Origin of the sequence: Streptomyces sp. NPDC050704, from assembly GCF_040654355.1 — a bacterium.
Taxonomy (GTDB): Bacteria; Actinomycetota; Actinomycetes; order Streptomycetales; family Streptomycetaceae; genus Streptomyces.
This window is the reverse complement of sequence record NZ_JBFAHW010000012.1, coordinates 145,200-161,982: the sequence shown is the minus strand read 5'-3', so window position 1 is coordinate 161,982 and position 16,783 is coordinate 145,200. Positions and strand designations below refer to the sequence as shown.

14 protein-coding genes and 1 pseudogene are annotated in these 16,783 nt (G+C 72.6%); 12 read left to right on the top strand and 3 right to left on the bottom strand.

The annotated features are described in order from the left end of the window. A partial coding sequence (locus AB0I18_RS09645) for a substrate-binding domain-containing protein (RefSeq protein WP_363104840.1) occupies positions 1–862 on the bottom strand: 862 nt, incomplete at its 3' end. Between the two features lie 703 nt (positions 863–1,565). Here AB0I18_RS09645 and AB0I18_RS09640 point away from each other — a divergent pair. Beyond that, positions 1,566–2,597, top strand: coding sequence for a LacI family DNA-binding transcriptional regulator (locus AB0I18_RS09640; RefSeq protein ID WP_363104839.1), 1,032 nt, complete (start codon positions 1,566–1,568; stop codon positions 2,595–2,597). Between the two features lie 105 nt (positions 2,598–2,702). Here the strand turns inward: AB0I18_RS09640 and AB0I18_RS09635 are convergent, their stop codons facing one another. After that, positions 2,703–3,245 (bottom strand): hypothetical protein, encoded by a 543-nt coding sequence (locus tag AB0I18_RS09635; RefSeq protein ID WP_363104838.1) that lies wholly within the window; start codon positions 3,243–3,245, stop codon positions 2,703–2,705. A 244-nt stretch (positions 3,246–3,489) separates the two neighbouring features. Here AB0I18_RS09635 and AB0I18_RS09630 point away from each other — a divergent pair, with 244 nt between their 5' ends. The 3 genes from AB0I18_RS09630 to AB0I18_RS09620 are packed head-to-tail and all read left to right on the top strand — an operon-like array spanning position 3,490 to position 6,824. Further along, positions 3,490–3,780, top strand: coding sequence for a hypothetical protein (locus AB0I18_RS09630; RefSeq protein WP_363104837.1), 291 nt, complete (start codon positions 3,490–3,492; stop codon positions 3,778–3,780). Positions 3,781–3,783: 3 nt separating this feature from the next. Beyond that, positions 3,784–5,913, top strand: a complete 2,130-nt coding sequence (locus AB0I18_RS09625; protein WP_363104836.1) for a PEP/pyruvate-binding domain-containing protein — start codon at positions 3,784–3,786, stop codon at positions 5,911–5,913. Then, positions 5,910–6,824, top strand: a complete 915-nt coding sequence (locus tag AB0I18_RS09620; RefSeq protein WP_363104835.1) for a hypothetical protein — start codon at positions 5,910–5,912, stop codon at positions 6,822–6,824. The genes AB0I18_RS09625 and AB0I18_RS09620 overlap by 4 nt, the downstream gene beginning before the upstream one ends. Positions 6,825–7,029: 205 nt before the next feature. On the opposite strand, the gene AB0I18_RS09615 is transcribed toward AB0I18_RS09620, so the two are convergent. Beyond that, entirely contained in the window at positions 7,030–8,226 is a 1,197-nt protein-coding gene (locus AB0I18_RS09615; protein WP_363104834.1) for a hypothetical protein, read from the bottom strand. A 90-nt stretch (positions 8,227–8,316) separates the two neighbouring features. On the opposite strand from AB0I18_RS09615, the gene AB0I18_RS09610 reads away from it, so the two are divergent. The 8 genes and pseudogenes from AB0I18_RS09610 (at position 8,317) to AB0I18_RS09575 (ending at position 16,779) form a co-directional block, all read left to right on the top strand. Beyond that, positions 8,317–9,297 (top strand): ABC transporter substrate-binding protein, encoded by a 981-nt coding sequence (locus tag AB0I18_RS09610; RefSeq protein WP_363104833.1) that lies wholly within the window; start codon positions 8,317–8,319, stop codon positions 9,295–9,297. 113 nt (positions 9,298–9,410) lie between these two features. Continuing rightward, positions 9,411–10,559, top strand: coding sequence for an iron ABC transporter permease (locus tag AB0I18_RS09605; protein ID WP_363104851.1), 1,149 nt, complete (start codon positions 9,411–9,413; stop codon positions 10,557–10,559). Next, positions 10,556–11,563, top strand: a complete 1,008-nt coding sequence (locus AB0I18_RS09600) for an iron ABC transporter permease (RefSeq protein ID WP_363104832.1) — start codon at positions 10,556–10,558, stop codon at positions 11,561–11,563. Before AB0I18_RS09605 ends, AB0I18_RS09600 begins: the two co-directional genes overlap by 4 nt. A 19-nt stretch (positions 11,564–11,582) precedes the next feature. After that, positions 11,583–12,404, top strand: a complete 822-nt coding sequence (locus AB0I18_RS09595) for an ABC transporter ATP-binding protein (RefSeq protein ID WP_363104831.1) — start codon at positions 11,583–11,585, stop codon at positions 12,402–12,404. A gap of 53 nt (positions 12,405–12,457) precedes the next feature. Continuing rightward, positions 12,458–12,574, top strand: coding sequence for a streptamidine family RiPP (amiA, locus tag AB0I18_RS09590; RefSeq protein ID WP_363104830.1), 117 nt, complete (start codon positions 12,458–12,460; stop codon positions 12,572–12,574). Between the two features lie 901 nt (positions 12,575–13,475). Continuing rightward, positions 13,476–13,925: pseudogene (locus tag AB0I18_RS09585) on the top strand (hypothetical protein); the annotation flags it as partial. Continuing rightward, the gene (locus AB0I18_RS09580; RefSeq protein WP_363104829.1) at positions 13,922–15,403 is read left to right on the top strand and encodes a CocE/NonD family hydrolase; all 1,482 of its coding nucleotides are present in this window, start codon (positions 13,922–13,924) and stop codon (positions 15,401–15,403) included. The pseudogene AB0I18_RS09585 and the gene AB0I18_RS09580, both read left to right, overlap by 4 nt. Beyond that, complete coding sequence (locus AB0I18_RS09575; RefSeq protein WP_363104828.1) at positions 15,400–16,779, top strand: YcaO-like family protein; 1,380 nt, start codon at positions 15,400–15,402, stop codon at positions 16,777–16,779. The genes AB0I18_RS09580 and AB0I18_RS09575 overlap by 4 nt, the downstream gene beginning before the upstream one ends. The last annotated feature ends 4 nt before the right edge of the window (positions 16,780–16,783 follow it).

Genomic DNA, 16,783 nt, shown 5'->3' with positions numbered 1-16,783 from the left:
AGGGCTGCTGGTCGACGGCGAACTCGACGTCGCCGTCCTCGATGGCCTTGACCATCTCCTTGTTCAGGTCGAACGTCGCCACCTTCGCCTTGCTGTCGGCCTCGGAAACCGACTGCACGGCAGTGAGCGCGAAGGGCGCACCCAGCGTGACCACAGAGTCAATCGAGGAGTCCTGCTTGAGCTTGGCGGTGATCGTCGACTTCACAGCCGGCATGTTGGTGCCGTTCACGTAGAGGTTCGTGGTCTTGCCCTTGAACGTCTTCTTCACACCGGCACAGCGCGCCTCCAGGCCGACGTGGCCCTGCACTTGGACGACGCAGATGGCGTTCTTGGCGCCGGTCTCGTTGAGCTTCTCGCCGAAGGCCTCACCGGCCACCGACTCGTCCTGGCCGAAGAACTGGAGCAGATCCTGGGCCTTCCACTGGTCCATGCCGGAGTTGAGGCCGACGACCGGGATGCCGGCCTTCTGGGCCTTGGCGATGACGTCCTTCATGGCGTCCGGCTTGGCCAGCGTGACCGCGATGCCGTCGACCTTCTGGTCGATCGCGTTCTGGACCAGGCTGGCCTGGGTGGAGGCGTTCTCGTTGTTGGAGTAGATGAGCTTGACGTTGTCCTTGGCCGCTGCCGCCTGGGCGCCCTTGCGGATGATGTCCCAGAAGGTGTCGCCGGGAGGCGCGTGGGTGACCATCGCGACGGTCATCCGGGGGGTGTCGGCTTTGCCCGCCGACGTGTTGCCCGTGTCCTCCTCGGCCTTCTTGCCGCCGGAGTCGCTGGAACATCCGGCGAGCACCAGGGCTGCCGCGGCGGCCACGGCCACGACGGGGACGATTCTGCGGGAACGGGGAAGGGATGTGCGGTTCATGGTTGGTGCACCTCACTGTGCATCTGGGAGGGGAGTCGATGCGCGGCCGCTGGTTGGGGGCCGGGGCGGTCGCGACGGCCTCGATCAGGGGCGCGGTAGGGAAAGGAGAGGGGACGGGTAGGGAAAGGGGACAGGCTGATCCCGTTCGGCCGGTCTCAGAAGAGGGTGGTGGTGCCTGGAGACCGACGGCGTTAGGGAAGCGGGACCTCGATCTGGTCGAGTTCGTGGCCCTCGTGCTCAAGCTTCACGACGGTGTCGGGCCGAGATCGTGCGGCGGCCTCCGGAACATGTTCCATAAGCCTGTGCCGCAGACGCTCTCGGTATGCGGTGAGCCGTAGCGACTGGTCGTGTCGTGGGCGCGCGCCTTTTGGGCGTCGCCGACGTCTACCAGGCACATCTCAGGCAGCCCGGCGTCATGCACAGCCGGGGCCGCTCGGCAGCCGCCCAGACGGGCGCGGCCGGGTCATGTCGACGCCGCCGATGACGTCGATCCCGGTCGGCCGCGTCCTCACTGGGGCTCCTCTCCGGCGCGCAGGGCGTGGTGGCAGGGGAGTCGGAAGGTGCGAGCCGTGAGGTGCACCTTCCGAGCTGACTTCGTCGGAACAACAGGACGTTTTAAAGCGCTTTAAGTCCTGGTACTATCGGCTTGTTTCGCGAGCGTGTCAAGGGTGTTGCTCAAGGAGATGGCCAAGGGGAGGTACGAGTGGCTGATGTCGGTTCCGCGCGTCACTGGAGCGGCACGAACAAGCGCCCCCGGCTCGAGGACGTGGCCGCACGGGTGGGGCTGTCCACGGCATCGGTCTCCCTGGTCCTGCGTGGTGTGCCCGGTCCCAGCGAACGCACCCGGCAGCGCGTCCTCAAAGCCGCCGCCGACCTCGGCTACCAGGCCGACCGCACCGCCAGCCTGCTGGCCAGCAGACGCACCCGGCTGCTCGGTGTCATGGTCGACATCCACAGCCCATTCCACGCCGAACTCGTCGAGCACCTCCACACGGCCGCCGAGGAAGTCGGCTACGACCTCGTCCTCAGCACCCAGACCCGCACCCGCGACGAGCACACCGCCGTCGAGACGCTGCTGGCCTTCCGCAGCGAGGCGCTGATCCTGCTGGGCCCGACCGCCCCCGCCGACACGCTCGCGGCTCTCGACCGCAAGTCACCCGTCATCGCCGTCGGCCGTCGGATCGCCGACGCCGACCTCGATGTCGTACGCACTGCGGACGACGACGGAGTAGGGCAGGTCGTGGACCACCTGGAGGGCCTCGGCCACCACGCGATCACGTACGTCGACGGCGGCAAGGGCGTCATCGCCACCGACCGGCGCCGCGGCTACCGCACCGCCATGCGCCGGCACGGCCTCGACGACCACATCCGGGTGCTGCGCGGCGACCACACCGAAGCGGCCGGCGAGCGGGCCGCCCGCCAGCTCCTCGACGGCACCGAACTGCCCACGGCCGTCGTCGCCTTCAATGACCAGTGCGCCATCGGCGTCCTGGCCGGCCTCGGCCGTGCCGGCGTCGCCGTCCCGGGGCAGGTCTCCGTGGTCGGCTACGACGACGACACGCTCTCCCGGCTGAGCTGCTTCGACCTGACCACCGTCAGTCAGGGCGCCGAGGAACAGGCTCGCCACGCGGTGACCGCCGCCGTCGAGCGCCTCGACCAGGGCCGTACCGAACCCCGCGAGGTCGTGCTCACCCCGCACCTTGTCGTACGCGGCACCACAGCCGAGACCGCCTGACACGCTCCGACTCCGCCCGACTCGGGGCAGGCCTGAGTCTCCACCGCACCCGGACCCGGAGCCGATTCCGGTAGAGCTGCGTGGCTTGGCCGCCCGGTACGACGGTCAGGCGGCGCGGAGGAGCATCGCGAGGGCGGCCGGGGCCGAGGTGCGGGCCATGGTCGTGCGCACGGGACGGACTGTGTGGATGGGACGGACGGTGTGGACGGGGGCCGCGACCTGCGAGCGGGTCCGCGCGAAGACGACGAGGCGCAGCACCGCGAACCGCGCGACACCGGCGAGTGCGGAGGCGGACAGATAGACGGCCTGCTCCAGTACCGCACCGGGCGCGGCCGCCAGCAGGTGCAGGACAAGCATCGCCGCGGAGGTCACCGCGTACGCGGCCGCCGCGGACCCGGCCGACTGCACATGCTGGCGCCGGGTCGCGCGTCCGCCCGCGCCGAAGGTGAAGCGGGCGTGCAGCTCGGTGGCGAGGAGCGTGGAGACCACGGTGATCAGCGCGTTGGCCAGGACCCAGGGAATCCAGGAGGCGAAGGCCGCCACGGCGAAGCTGGCGGCGATCCCCACCCCGCCGCCGCTGAGCACGAAGCGGGCGAAGGCGGTGAAGGCACCGGGTGCCGCCTGTTGCCGGCTCTGCACTGTTTCCATGATCCGCAGTCCTTTGGTTGATGCATCATCTTTATATGTGAGGCATCAACTAGATGTCAATGGAGCTCAGGCTCTATGTGTAGATCCAAGTCGGCTCGGCCGGGTTGATCGAACGGCTCTGGTGCCGGAGCTGCTGCGTGGCCGAGGGTGCGGTGCTTTGGGTAAGTGGGCGGGACTCCTGTTGACATATCAACGATGCTTGGCGAAAAATGACTGTTGATGCATCAATCAACCGGAGGTGGCGGTGAACCCGATCGGCCCCGTGCACGACGGCGGGACCCCGATGCCGTCTGTGGTGAACCAGCAGGTCAACGTCGTCATACCCCTGTGGCGGCCGGTCGGGATATTCGGCCTGGGCCGCGCCCCGACCCTCGGTGAGCCAGGTGGACGTGGCGTGGATCTCGTCGTCGTACGGCTGCGCGGGCGCCGTCGCCGCGGCATTCGGGCCAGGACGACGGTCGTGGCCTCGGGCGGCGCGGCGCGGAGGTCCGCGCGGGACCAGATGCACAGGTTCACGTATTCACAGGAAGGATGACCCATGGGATTCGAGGGTGCCGAACTGGCGGTGGTGCCGCTGGACTCGGAACAGGCCGAGGACGCGACCGTCGCCGGCGCGAAGGCCGCCAATCTCGCTCGCGCGGCCGTGGCGGGACTGCCCGCGCTGCCGGGCTTCGTGCTGGTGCCCGTGAGGCGGGGGCCCGGGGCGCGGTCCGGAGCGGACGCGGTGCGTTCCGCGTGGCGTTCCCTGGCCGGGCCGGAGGGTCAGGAGAGACCGCTGGTCGTGCGTTCCTCCTCCGCCCACGAGGACACCGAGGAATCCTCCATGGCGGGACGTTTCGAGTCGGTGCTGGACGTGCGGGGGTGGGAGGACTTCACCACCGCGGTGCAGACCGTGCTCGACTCCGCGCGGCGGGTACGGCCCCTACGGCCACCGCAGGACACCCCGGAGGACGACGGGATGGCGGTACTGGTGCAGCCGATGCTCACGTCGGCCGTCGGCGGCGTGATGTTCGGCGCCGACCCGGTGGCCGGGCGCACCGACCGGATCCTGGTCAGCGCGGTACGCGGCGGACCGGACCAGCTGGTCGACGGCAGCACACAGGGCGTGCGTTACCAGCTGACGCGGATGACCCGGCTGGTGCGCACGGAGCCGGCCGAGCCCCGCGGGGAGCGGTTGCTGTCGCACCGGCAGCGGGTCCGGCTGGTGCAGTTGGCCAAGCAGACCGAGCGGGTGTTCGGCGGGCCGCAGGACATGGAGTTCGGCTTCGACGCCGAAGACCGCCTGTGGCTGTTCCAGGCGCGTCCCATCACGGCGATGGCCGCGCGGCCGCCGCGGGGCGCCCGCCTGCTGGGGCCCGGTCCGGTCGCCGAGACCCTGCCCGGGGTGCTCCAGCCGCTGGAGGAGGACCTGTGGGTGACTCCGATGTCCCGCGGCCTCACCCTGGCCCTCGACATCGCCGGGGCGGCCCCGCGGCGCCGACTGCGCAGACTCCCCCTGGTGACCACCGTCGAGGGACGGGCCGCCGCCGATCTGCAACTGCTGGGCGCCGTACCGTCCGCCCATCCCGTCCTGGACTTCATCAACCCCGGCCCGGGTGCCCGCAAAGCGGGAGCGGCCTGGCGCGTGGGCCGGCTGCGTTCGGCGCTGCCGATGCTGGCGGTCGACCTGATGGCCGACACGGACCGTGCGCTGGCCGACTTCCCGCCACCCGGCGAGATGCTCAGCGGCCAACTCCTCGACGCCGTCGCCTGGGGCCGGCAATCGCTGTCCTCCCTGCACGCCCAGGAATCCCTCGCGGGCGCCCTGCTCGGCGCCGGGACCGGGGCCACCTCCGCGGGGGAGGCGCTGGCGGAGCTGGCCGAGGGCCGCTCCCGTGATCTGACCGACGAACAGCTCGTCGAACGCCATCCCGTGCTGCTGGCCCTGCTGCCGCCCACGCTCGGCGACCGGGCGCCGCTGCCGCAACAGACCGGCTGGACCACGGTGCCGCGCGGTGTCGGCGCACTGCCGGTGCGGGAAGGGCTGCGGCTGCGTATTCGCTGGGTGCAGGAGATGCAGGCGCAGATGGTGCGGGAGATGACGCGTCGGCTGGGCCCTGGTGAATGCCACCTCGGACTGTCCCGCCTGTCGTTGCTGCGTTGGGAGGAACTGGTCAAGGCGGCGGACGGCGGCGGGCTGCCGGCCGACCTCGCCGGACGACAGCCGCGGCAGGACACGGGACCGCTGCCCGCCGCGTTCCGTCTGGCCGACGGGCGTCCGGTGGCTCAACTCCCGCCCGGACACCGTACGTCCGGTGAGGGGCAGGGCGCCGGCGGCGGCTTCGGCACCGGCACGGCCTGGGACGGCCACGGCCAACGCCCCGACCATGCCGTCCTCGTCGTCCGCTCGCTCGACCCGGCCCTGGCGCCGCTGCTGCCCGGCCTGGCCGGACTCGTCGCGGAGACCGGCAGCGCCCTGTCCCATCTCGCCGTACTCGCCCGCGAGTACCGCGTCCCCACGGCGGTCGGCGTACCCGGAGCGGTGGACCGCTTCCCGGCCGGCACGGCACTCACCGTCGACGGCGGGACCGGCGCGGTCACCGCGGACGACAGCACCGATGCGGCAACCGAAGCCGCCATGACACGAGACACGACGCGAGACACGACGCGTGAGGAGCCGGCGGCATGAAGGCCATCAGACTGGTCGGCTACACCTTCGGCGGACTGTCCGCCGTCTACGCCGGCTACTACACCGTGCTCTACCTGACCCGCTGGGAATGGCAGCGCGCCCTGATCTCCGCCGCCCTGCTCATCGTCATCGAGATCTTCCTCGCCACCGTCCTGCTGCTCACCCGCCTGACCCGCCTCGAAGAACGATTGGAGCAGTCCGACGCCCGCGTCGAAGAGGTCCGCAAGCGCCTCGAACAGACCCGCGATCCGGTACCGAACCACTTCAACTGGCTGCGCTCCAACGACCTGACGGATGTGAACGGAAGCCGCACCTTCGTCTTCGTACCCGTCCTCATGGCGGCCGGCGCGGCCCTGTCCGGGATCGCCCTGGTCCTCCAGAAGGTCGCCGGAGCCACCGCGCGACCGGGCGCCGAACGCCGCCTGGCCGGACGGCTGGCGGCCCTGACCGCCCCGCCGCTCACCGCGACCGCTCCCCTGGAGGACCAGCCGGCGGTACCGCCCGCCCGCACCGGCCGCAAGGCGCTCGCCGTCGCGGTGGCCGTGGCCGGCCTCGTACTGGTGCCCCTGTTGTGGTCCGCGCTGGCGGACGCGACGCAGACCCGGGCCGAAAAGGCGCCGGACGCCGCGAGCACCACCATGGTCTTCCGCGTCGAGACCCGCGGTGACCGGAGCCCGCAGGCAGTCCAGCTCGCCGCCCAGGACCTGTGGGAGACCTGCCGCCGCTCCACCGCGGCAGCGAACGGCGACACCGCGCTGAACCGGATGGACGGCGGCGTGTACACCGGCGTCATCCGCCCCGCCCTGCCCTCACACGACGTGATGCGGCTGCGCGGCTGCCTCCAGGACGCCAACACCAACCGCACCAGTGCCGTCGTCCTGGGGGAGGAACAGGCGGAGCACCGGGACTGAAAGTTCGTCAGGGAACGCAGAGCCGGAGCAGAGACGCAGCGGCGGCGGACGATCAAGCTCCGGACTCTCGCCCGGTTGTACGCCTCTCCGCGCGCCGCCCCGCACGGTTCGCCGGCGGTTCGGTCGATGGCGAAGAGCGAGCTGGTGATCGTCAGGCCCAAGTCGCAAGCCCAGGTCGGTGGGGACCGGGCCGCCGGCAGTGCTGTCACCGGCCCACGGGATCGCCTTCGGCGCCGTCGTCCCGCGTGCGCAGCGTCGCGTGGCCGCCGTGATGCAAGGGTGTGCCCAGCTTCAGGCGGGCTGCTTCGCAGGCCGTTCCGGCGTCGAAGACGTGGACCTCGCCGTGGCCGCCGCGGGTGACGGCGACCCAGTCCGTACCCGGTGAGGCCGCCACCGCACGACGTTGGACGCCTTCCCAGGGGGTGCCCCCGCGGCGGGGAGCGCCGTCCATCGCGGGGAGAGGGGCGCGACGGACGGTCTCGTCGGCGTCCAGCAGGACCAGTTCGTCGCCGTCCGGGTGGATGCGGGTGAACGCGGTGTGGTCCTTGGTGAGGGCCAGCCGGAAGACCAGTCCCCGGCCGAGTTCCGGCCGGGTCGTCCGGTCCGATTCCAGGTCGTGGCGCCACGCCTGGTTCGTCCACTCCGGCCATCGCAGCGGGTCCGCGGGACCGCCCCGCAGGGTCGACCACAGCACCCGGCGCCGTGGGTCGAACCGCAGATACCAACCCCGGGCGGGCGAACCCCATGGAATCGCCGGCTCCGGAACGAGTGCGTCGCCCTCACGGCGCGCTCGGTGCACCCCCTCGCCCGTGGCCGCGAACACCTGCCCGTCGTACGGGACATGGGCGTCGCCGTGCCCGTCGTCCGGCAGGGCGAGGCAGGCGTGCGGCGTGACCGGCGGGCAGCCGGGCGGTGCGTCGAGCAGGTCGGCGAACCGGTGGACGGTCAGTGCGCCGGGCTCCCGGTGCCTCAGGACGACGAGGGGATCGCCCTTGCCCACCACCGTCACGCCCGGCTCGCCCACGCGCGTACGGACCCGGGCCGCATCTCCCGTGACGAGGTCGACGACCGTCAGCAGATCCGACCACGGACTGCCGTTCTTGCCCAGTCCCGTGGTGACGGCCACCCACCGGCCCGACGGATCGCAGGCGAGGTGCTCGGACGGCACGGCGACCGGAATCGCGGTCTCCACCAGCTCGTGGCCGAACGGATCGAGCACCAGCAGCTCGCCCCTGCGGTCGTCGACGCAGGCCGTCCGCCCGCCCGGCAGCGCCAGGAATCCGGCGTGCTCGGAGAGGTGACGGCCGGTGAGGCGGTGTGCCTCGATGCCGTCCGGCACGGTCAGCACGTGTACGGATCCTCCGACATGGTCGGAGACGAGCAGCAGCGGGTCGGCGTTCATCGGGGCCTCCACGAAAAGGGGGTCTGATGAAAACGATTATCATGTATCTTCGATGCGTTCCGGGTCCCATGAGAAGAAGCGAGGGCATCGATGCTGCGCTCACCGTCGAGATTCGTTCGAAGCTGGATCACCGCGGCGATAGTGGGTTCCGTTCTGGTCGGATGCGGTTCGTCCACCGAAGGCGAACCCGCGGGCGAAGAGGCCGCGGCCGGTGCGAAGACCGACGTCACCGTGGAAACCATCAAGGCGACACGGCAGTTGACCGACGCCAACGGGGTCAAGATCTCCCTGAAGAAGGAACCCGAGCGCATCGTCTGCCTGTTCGCGCTCTGCGACGACATCCTGACCGAGCTGGGTATCGTCCCCACGGCCACGAACAGCGCGCTCCTCGCCCACCCCGACTTCCTGGGGAAGGAGAAGGCGAAGCAGGTCGACGTCATTCCCGGCGGGTTCATCGCTCCCGAGGTGGAGGCGATCCTCTCCCACAAGCCCGATCTCGTGATCGGCCTTGAGGACACCCACGGCAAGCTGGCCCCGGCCCTGAAGGGCGCCACCACGTTCTGGCCCATGCAGCCCGAAACGTGGCAGAACAGCGTGGGTTACCTGCGCGATGTCGCGGCGCTCACCGGCCGTACCGCCGAAGGCGAGAAGGCCGAGAAGACCTTCCGGAACAAGCTCGCCGAGGCCGAGCGGGCCAAGAGCGACAAGACCGCACTCGTCATCTACGGCAGCGACGAGAACTTCGGCGTCGCGACCCCGGGGACGGACGTGACCGCCGGGCTGTTCCCGAAGCTCGCGGACTATCCCTGGAAGTCCCGTGGAGTGGAAGGCAGTTACAGCCTCGAAGAGATCCTCGCGCGTGACGTGGACGTGCTGTTCGTCGAGACGATCAGCTTCGGCGAGGCGGACGGCAAGCTCTCGGAGAAGCTGGCGAAGAACCCGCTGTGGGGGAAGATCCCGGCGGTGCGGAACGGCGACGTCCACGAGGTCGACTCCGAAGTATGGGCCAAGGGGCGCGGCACCCGCTCGCTGGGCATCGTCCTCGACGAGGCCACGGCCGCACTGCGGTGAGCGCGCCCACCGCGACGGAAACCGCGGCGGGCGGCGCGACTTCGGACAGGCGGCGGTCCGTACGATCCCCGCGGTCCGGCGGGCGCTGGCAACTCCCCGTAGTGATCGCGCTGTTGGCCGCGGCATCCTGCTGCGCGCTGAGTCTGGGCACACCGTACGTCCCGTTGCACCAGCTGCCCGCTGCCCTGCGGGACGCGGACAGCACGCTCGCCGGGATCGTCGTCACCGAACTCCGGGTGCCCCGGCTACTGTTGGCGCTGATCGCCGGAGCCTGCCTGGGCGCGGCGGGACTCGTACTGCAGGAGGCACTGCGCAACCCTCTGGCCGTCCCCGAGATGCTGGGCGTGTCGTCCGGGGCCGCGCTGGGAGTGGCCGCGCCACTGGTGCTGTCCGTGGCCATCCCCGCCGCCGTCCAGCCCCTGCTGGCCATCGGCGGGGCCGCGCTCGGCGGTGGGCTCACGCTGGTCGCCGCCGGTCTCGGGCGCAGCCCGTCCGCCGTCCTGCTCACCGGGGCCGCCGTCGCCGCCGCCCTGCAGGCCGCGCTGCTCGTGCTCATGGTGATGGCCGACCAGCTCGACCTCCAGCTGATCTACCGATACCTGCTCGGCTCGCTCTCCGCCCGTACCTGGGAGGACGTCACCGGGCTGTGGCCCTGGCTGCTCGTCGCGGTGCCCGCGCTCGTGCTGTGCGCGCCGGTGCTCTCGGTGCTGCGGCTGGGCGACGAGGACGCCGAGGCGCTGGGCGTCCGCGCGCAGCGGGCCCGGTTCGCCGCGCTGGCCATCGCGGTGGTGCTGATCGCGCCCGTGACCGCGGTGTGCGGGCCGGTGGCGTGGGTCGGGTTCCTCGCCCCGCACCTGGCCCGGCGGATCAACCCGGCGGCCGGCGCGGTGCGTTGGCTGCCCTGGTCGGCGGCGTGGGGCGCCGTCGTGGTGGCCGTCGCGGACATCCCGGCCCGGCTCGCGCTGGCGCCAGTGGAGACACCGGCCGGTGCCTGGACGGCCCTCCTCGGTGTGCCCCTCGGCGTAGCCCTGCTCCGGTCGGGCAAGCGGAGGCCGGCGGCGCCGCGACGAGCGGCGGGTTCCGGTTCCGCTCGTACGGGGTCTCGGGGGACCGGCCTCGGAGACGGGGACACCGAGCCGCCGGGAGAGGAACGTTCCCCGGAGGTCCGGGGACGCGGTCCTGGAGAAGAGCCCCGGGGCGGTGGTCCTTCCCGTGCTCCTCTCCCACCCAGTGGGGCATCCGCGGCGGAGGAGGCTCGGTGAGGCGGCGTTTCGGGTTGCTCTCCGCACTCGTGGTGGTGTGCGCCTGCGTGGAACTGCTGGCCGGACGGGGCATGTCCCCGGCCGTGGTCTGGGACGTGCTCGGTGGGGGCGGCGACGCGACGGAGCGGCACATTCTGCTCCAACTCCGCCTGCCCCGGCTGCTGGTGGCCCTCGGCGCGGGGGCCTGCCTCGGCGTGGCGGGCCTGATTCTGCAGTCCGCCCTGCAGAACCCCCTCGCCGGCCCCGAGGTCACCGGTGTGACACCGGGCGCGGTACTCGGAGCCGTCACCGCGACCGCTCTCGGACTCGCGGGGTGGGAATCGCCTCTCGCGGTCGTCGTCGCCGCGTGCGTGGGCGGGTGCGCCGGAGCCACCCTGCTGTGGCTGCTCGCCGGACGTGGCGGGGGAGACCCCGCGCAGACCGCCGTGTACGGCGTGCTCGTGTCGGCGGTGCTCGGCGGGGTCACCGCCATGGTGCTGCTCGTCGCGCCGGGCGAGCTCGGCAGCGTCGTCCAGTGGCTCCTCGGCACGACAGAGGGCCGCGTGTGGCAGCACTGGCACCTGCTGTGGCCCTGGGCGCTGGTCTGGGGCGCCGCGGCGTGGCTGCTGGCCGGGCCGCTGACCCTGCTGCGCTGCGGTGACGAGATCGCCGGTGCCGCCGGGCTGTCCGCCTCACGGGCCCGAACCCTCGCGCTGTTGTGCGCGGTGGCGCTGACGGCGGGTGCGGTGGCCGCGGTGGGAGCGCTGGGTTTCGTCGGGCTGCTCGTGCCGCACGTCGCGGTGGCCGTGTTCGGTGCGGACCTGCGGATGACGCTGCCCGGTGCCGCTCTGGTGGGTGCGGCCGTGGTGTGCGGGGCGGACGCGGCGTCGCAACTGGCGTCGCGGCTGCTGGCGGTCGGGCTGGACACCGACCGGCTCACTCTGCCGGTCGGAGCGCTCACCACCTGCCTCGGGGCCGCGCTGCTGCTGATCGTCGTACGCCGTGCGCCGGGCCGAACGTTCTGATGTCGACGAAGGACGGAACATGACCGAACCCGTGGGGATCCGCGTCGAGGGAGTCCGCTTCGGCTACCCCGGCCGGCCCGTGCTGCGCGGCGTCGACGTGAGCGTCGAACCGGGCGAACTGACCGCCCTCATCGGCCTCAACGGCTGTGGCAAATCAACCCTGTTGCGGCTCGCCGCGGGGCTGCTGCGGCCGGACGAGGGACGCGTACTCCTCGGCGGCGAGGATGTCGCCCGGCTCTCCCGGCGCGCCACCGCCCGCCGGGTGGCACTGCTGCACCAGTCGGCCCCGGCCGTACCCGGCATGACCGTGAGCCACCTCGTGCGGCAGGGGCGGTACGCGGCGCGCGGCCCGCTCGGCATGCTGCGCGAGGGCGACGACCCCGTCGTACGCAGGGCGCTGCGCGATGTCGGCGTGGAGCAGTGGGCCGAGCGTCCCGTCGACGCCCTGTCCGGGGGCGAGCGGCAGCGGGTCCGGCTCGCGATGGCGCTCGCCCAGGACACCCAGGTCCTGCTGCTCGACGAGCCGACCACCTATCTGGACCTGCACCACCAACTCGACGTGCTGCAGACCGTGGTGCGGCTGCGCGAGGAGCGCGGGCTCACCGTCGTGATGGTGCTGCACGACCTGGCCCACGCCGCCCGGTTCGCCGAGCGGATCGTCGCCCTGCGGGACGGCCGGGTGGTGGCCGACGGGACCCCGAAGGAGGTCGTCACTCCCGGCCTGCTCGCGGACGTCCTCAAGGTGGCGGGCCGGGTCGGCCAGGACCCTGAGGGGGGCTGGCCGGTGTGTTACCCAGATCACCCTCTCCCCGGTCTAGAATATGAAAATCATATTCATTAGGTTGTTGAGTGGCGCTCAACAGAACGCCGCACCTCCCTTGTGAAGGAGAGTTCATGGACAACGAACAGGTCTTCGCGCCGATCGCTGACCCGGGCCAGCTGGCCCACGACTCCGCCTCCCACTCCAACGCGCTCGTCGAGAACCCCTTCGACGACGACACCGAGGAGTAAGCAAGGAGCAAGCGGGGGCCAGTCGCCCTCGACCGTGGGCCCGCCCGCCGCCTCGCAGGCGGGCCCACGCCCTCCAAGGCCCCTTCCTCCAAGGAGAACCGACGTGTCCCGCAGCCAGCTCGCATCCGGTGTAGAGGTCGTCGCCGTGCCCGGGCGGGGGCTTGCCGTCCGCACGGCCGACGGGGAGTTCCTCAGTGTGCGGACGGGCGACACGGACGACGGCGCGCTGCTCTCCCTGCTCTCCGGCCGGGCCCCCGGCGAGCCGGAGCCGGACGCCGAACTCGACCGGCTCGTACGGGCCTTCGACAGTGCCGGATACCTGGCGGAAGCGCCGCCGCGCGCGCAGTGGCCCGCCGGGCGCCGGGACATCCGGCTGCTGGGCGACCCGTTGCTGACCGAACCGCTGGCCGCCCTCCTGCGCGCCTCGGGCGCCGAGCCACGGACGGCGACGCCAGGTGACCTCGCCCGCGCACACCCCGCGTCGGCCGACAACTTGGCCGACGTGAGCCCTGCGGTGTCCGGTGGTCGGGCCGATGTGGACGCGGCGCTCGGTGCCTCGGCCGGCGAAAGTCCCGCTGTGCTCGACGACTTGGCCGGTGTGAACGAGGTGGCGGTCGGCGACATGGCCGACGCGAACCCTGCAGTGCCCGGCGGTTGGGCCGATGCGGACCTGGCGCTCGGCGTCCCGGCTGGTGAAAGCCCTGCTGTGCTCGACGACTTGGCCGGTGTGAACGATGTGGCGGTCGGCGACTTGGCCGACGCGAGCCCCGCAGTGTCCGTCGGTCGGGCCGATGTAGACCTGGCCCTCGGTGCCTCGGCCGGTGAAAGCCCTGCCGTGGCCGACGACTTGGCCGGTGTGAACGAGGTGGCGGTCGACGACCCGGCCGACGGGGCGCCCGCCGCTGTCGTGTGGTGTCTCGACGGGCCCGTTCCCGAAGGGCTGTGGGATGCCGCCGATCTGCTGCCCGAGCGTGGCACCGCCTGGCTGCGCTGTCACCGCGAGGGCTGGCATGTCTATCTCGAACCCCTCGCGGCCGCTCCCGGCGATGTCACGTCGGCACACGTGCGGGCCCGCAGGCTCGCCGCCACGCCCGCGCACCGTGAGCTGGCCGCCTACTGGAGCGGACCTCGCGCGTCCGGTGAGCCTGTTCAACTCACCGCGCCAGCGGCCGGGTTGCTCGCCGCCCTGCTCGCCGACGATCTCACCCGGTGGGCCACCGACGCGCCCCACACCGGTGGGCTGCCCGCCCGGCGTCGCCTCCGGTGCGTCGACCTGCGCACCCTGACCGTCACCGAACACCCCGTGCTGCCCGTGCCCGACGTCGCCCCGATGCCGGGGAAGACCGGATGACGCCGTTCACCGTGGCCGTCGAGGGGCTCGCCACCGACGTTCAACTGCCGGACGGCGACGGGCCTTTCCCGGCCGTCCTCGTCCGCACGCCCTACGACCGGCGCCGGCACCGCGCCGAGCTGGGCGGGTGGGCCCGGCGCGGTTTCGTCGCGCTGGTCCAGGACGTGCGGGGCCGGCACGCGTCGCCGGGGGAGTGGCGCCCGTACGAGAACGAGGCGGCCGACGGAGCGGCGACCGCCCGCTGGATACGTCAACAGCCCTGGAACGACGGGCGGTTCGTGGCGGCCGGCGCCTCCTACGCCGGCCACTGCGCGCTCGCCCTCGCGCTCGACGCGCCCGAGGACGCCCGCCCGGACGCCGTCATCGTCGCGGTGCCCGCGCTGGGCCCTGCCGAGACGGCCCGCGAACCCTCGGGCGTGGAACGGCTGTCGGCCCGCGCCGGGTGGTGGGCCGCCCACGGCGACCGGCACGACTCCGACGAGGACGCCCTGGAGAAGACCCTTGCCGCGGACCCCGGTCTGCTCTCCCACCTGCCGCTGAGCGACCTCCCCCGGCGGCTCGGCCGGAACCTCCCCTCCTGGCCCGAGCTGTGGCGGCACAGAGAGCGCGGCCGGTTCGGCTCGCGAGCGCGCCATGCCGGGATGCCCCTGCTCGCGGTGGGCGGGCACCACGACCACTTCGCCGAGGACACCGTCGAGTTGTGGCGCGGCTGGGGAGGTCCCTCGGCACGGCTGCTGATGGGCCCCTGGGGGCACGGCCTCGTCGCCGCACCCGGGCCCGACGCGCGGCCCGCGCACCGGGTGAGCCTCGGCGAGCTCTACGCGCGCTGGGCCCGCCTCGCCCTCGCCGGGGAACTCGCGTCCGGGCACCGCGGTGCCGTCGGGCTGGGCGACAGTCCCCTGTGGGTGCCCGCCGGCCTGGAGGGCGAACCGCGCACCGAGCCCGTACGGCTATTGCACGGCGCCTCCTTCACCGCCGATCCGGAACTGCCCGTGTCATCCGGTGAGTTGACCGTTCCCACGGACGCCACCCCCGACCGCTGCCTGCTGGTCACTCCGCCGCTGCCCCGCCCGCTGGACGTCATCGGCCCCGCCGAGGTGCGGCTGCGTGCCACCGCCGACACACCGTCCGCCGACTGGGCCGCCCGGCTCGTCGCGGTCACCCCCGAAGGAGCGGCCGAGCGGCTCGCCGTCGGCATCGTCCGACGTGGGGACGAGCCGGGGCAGGCCGCCGAGTTCACCGTCGGGCTCGGCCGGCTCGCACGCCGCCTGCCCGCCGGCACCCGGCTCCGCCTGGAGATCGCCGGGCACCACTTCCCGGCCCACGCCCGGAACCCGCACACCGGCGACGACCCGGTCACCGCCACCCGACTGCTCGCCTCCCGACGCGAGGTCGACCCCCGGCACGTGGCACTCCGGCTGCCCGTGCTCCGTTCCCGCCCCGCCCCCACCGATCCCGTACAGGAGATCCTGCGATGACGGCGCTGCCGCTGGAAGCCCTGGTCGACCCCGTGTGCGGCATCGTCCGCAAGGTCAAGCCCGTCGAGCACCCCGCGGGCGCGCCGCCCCGCTACACCGCGCTGACCGCCGAGATAGCCGACGCCCGCAGGCTCGGTCTGTGGCCCGCCGACCGGGTGTCGCTCGGCACCACCTTCGGCGACCCCGAGGGCGCCCGGATCGCCGCGATAGCGGAGGGGATCGAGCGGTACTGCGGCAACCGCGTACCGCCCCCCGGCCACCCCGCCGCACCCCTGCGCGCCACGGCCGCCGAGCTGACCCGCAAGGGCCTTCGGCTGTACGGGCCGGACGAACTGCCCGCCTACGCCGACTGGCAGTACGCCCGCGAGAAGTTCCCCTACCGCCCCCTCACCCCCGACACACCCTCCCTGTGGACGCGCGGCGAGGAACGGCTGCCCGACGGGGAGCGGGCCGAGGTCTGGGCACCCGTCGCGCTCACCCACCTCAACTGGCGCCAGGGCGACCTGCGTTCGCTGCCCCGCACCCACCACCTCAACTACGCGGGGATCGCCACCGGGCAGGGCTTCGACGACGCGGTCTCGCGCGGCCTGCTGGAAATCGTCGAACGCGACGCGCTGGAACTGTGGTGGCACCTGGACGGCCCGACGCGCGGGATCGACCCCGCCAGCGTTCCCGGCCTCACCGACGACCTCGCCGGAGCCGCGCTCGACGTCCATCTCGTCGAGATGCCCTCGGAGTTCGCCCCCTGCATGGCCGCGCTCGTCCACGACCCCCGGCTCGGCCTCTACGCGGCCGGGTTCGCCTGCAAGTACGACCCGGCCGAGGCCGCCCGCAAGGCCGTGCTCGAAGCCGTCCACACCTGGGTCTTCACCCAGGGCCTCACCGACCCCGACGGCTGGGTGTTCCAGGCCGTCGAGGCCGGGCTGCTCGCCCGCGGCCTCTACCTGGGCCACCGCGACGACGGCCGCTATCTCGACGCATGCGGCGAACACTTCGCCCACGTCAGGGACCTGGGCGCGCACGTCCAGGTGTGGCTCGACGAGCGGATGGCGTCCGAGGCCCGGCGGTTCACCGAGCCCGCGCACGGGACCGTGTCCATCGGGGAGGTCGAGCCCGGCAGCCGGGACCGGCTGGAGCGCGCCCTCCACGACGGCGGCCACCGCGTCATGACGTTCGACCTCACCACCGAGGACGTGGCCGAAACGCCGCTGCGTGTCGCCCGGGTGCTCGTCTCCGGGCTCATCCCCAACGCCCCCGCTGCTTTCGGGTACTTCGGCTCACCGCGCCTCGCCGACGCCGCCACCGGCCGCGGCTGGCGCACGACCGCGCCGCGCGCACCGGAGGACTTCACGCTGGCTCCGCCGCCCCACATGTGAGGAC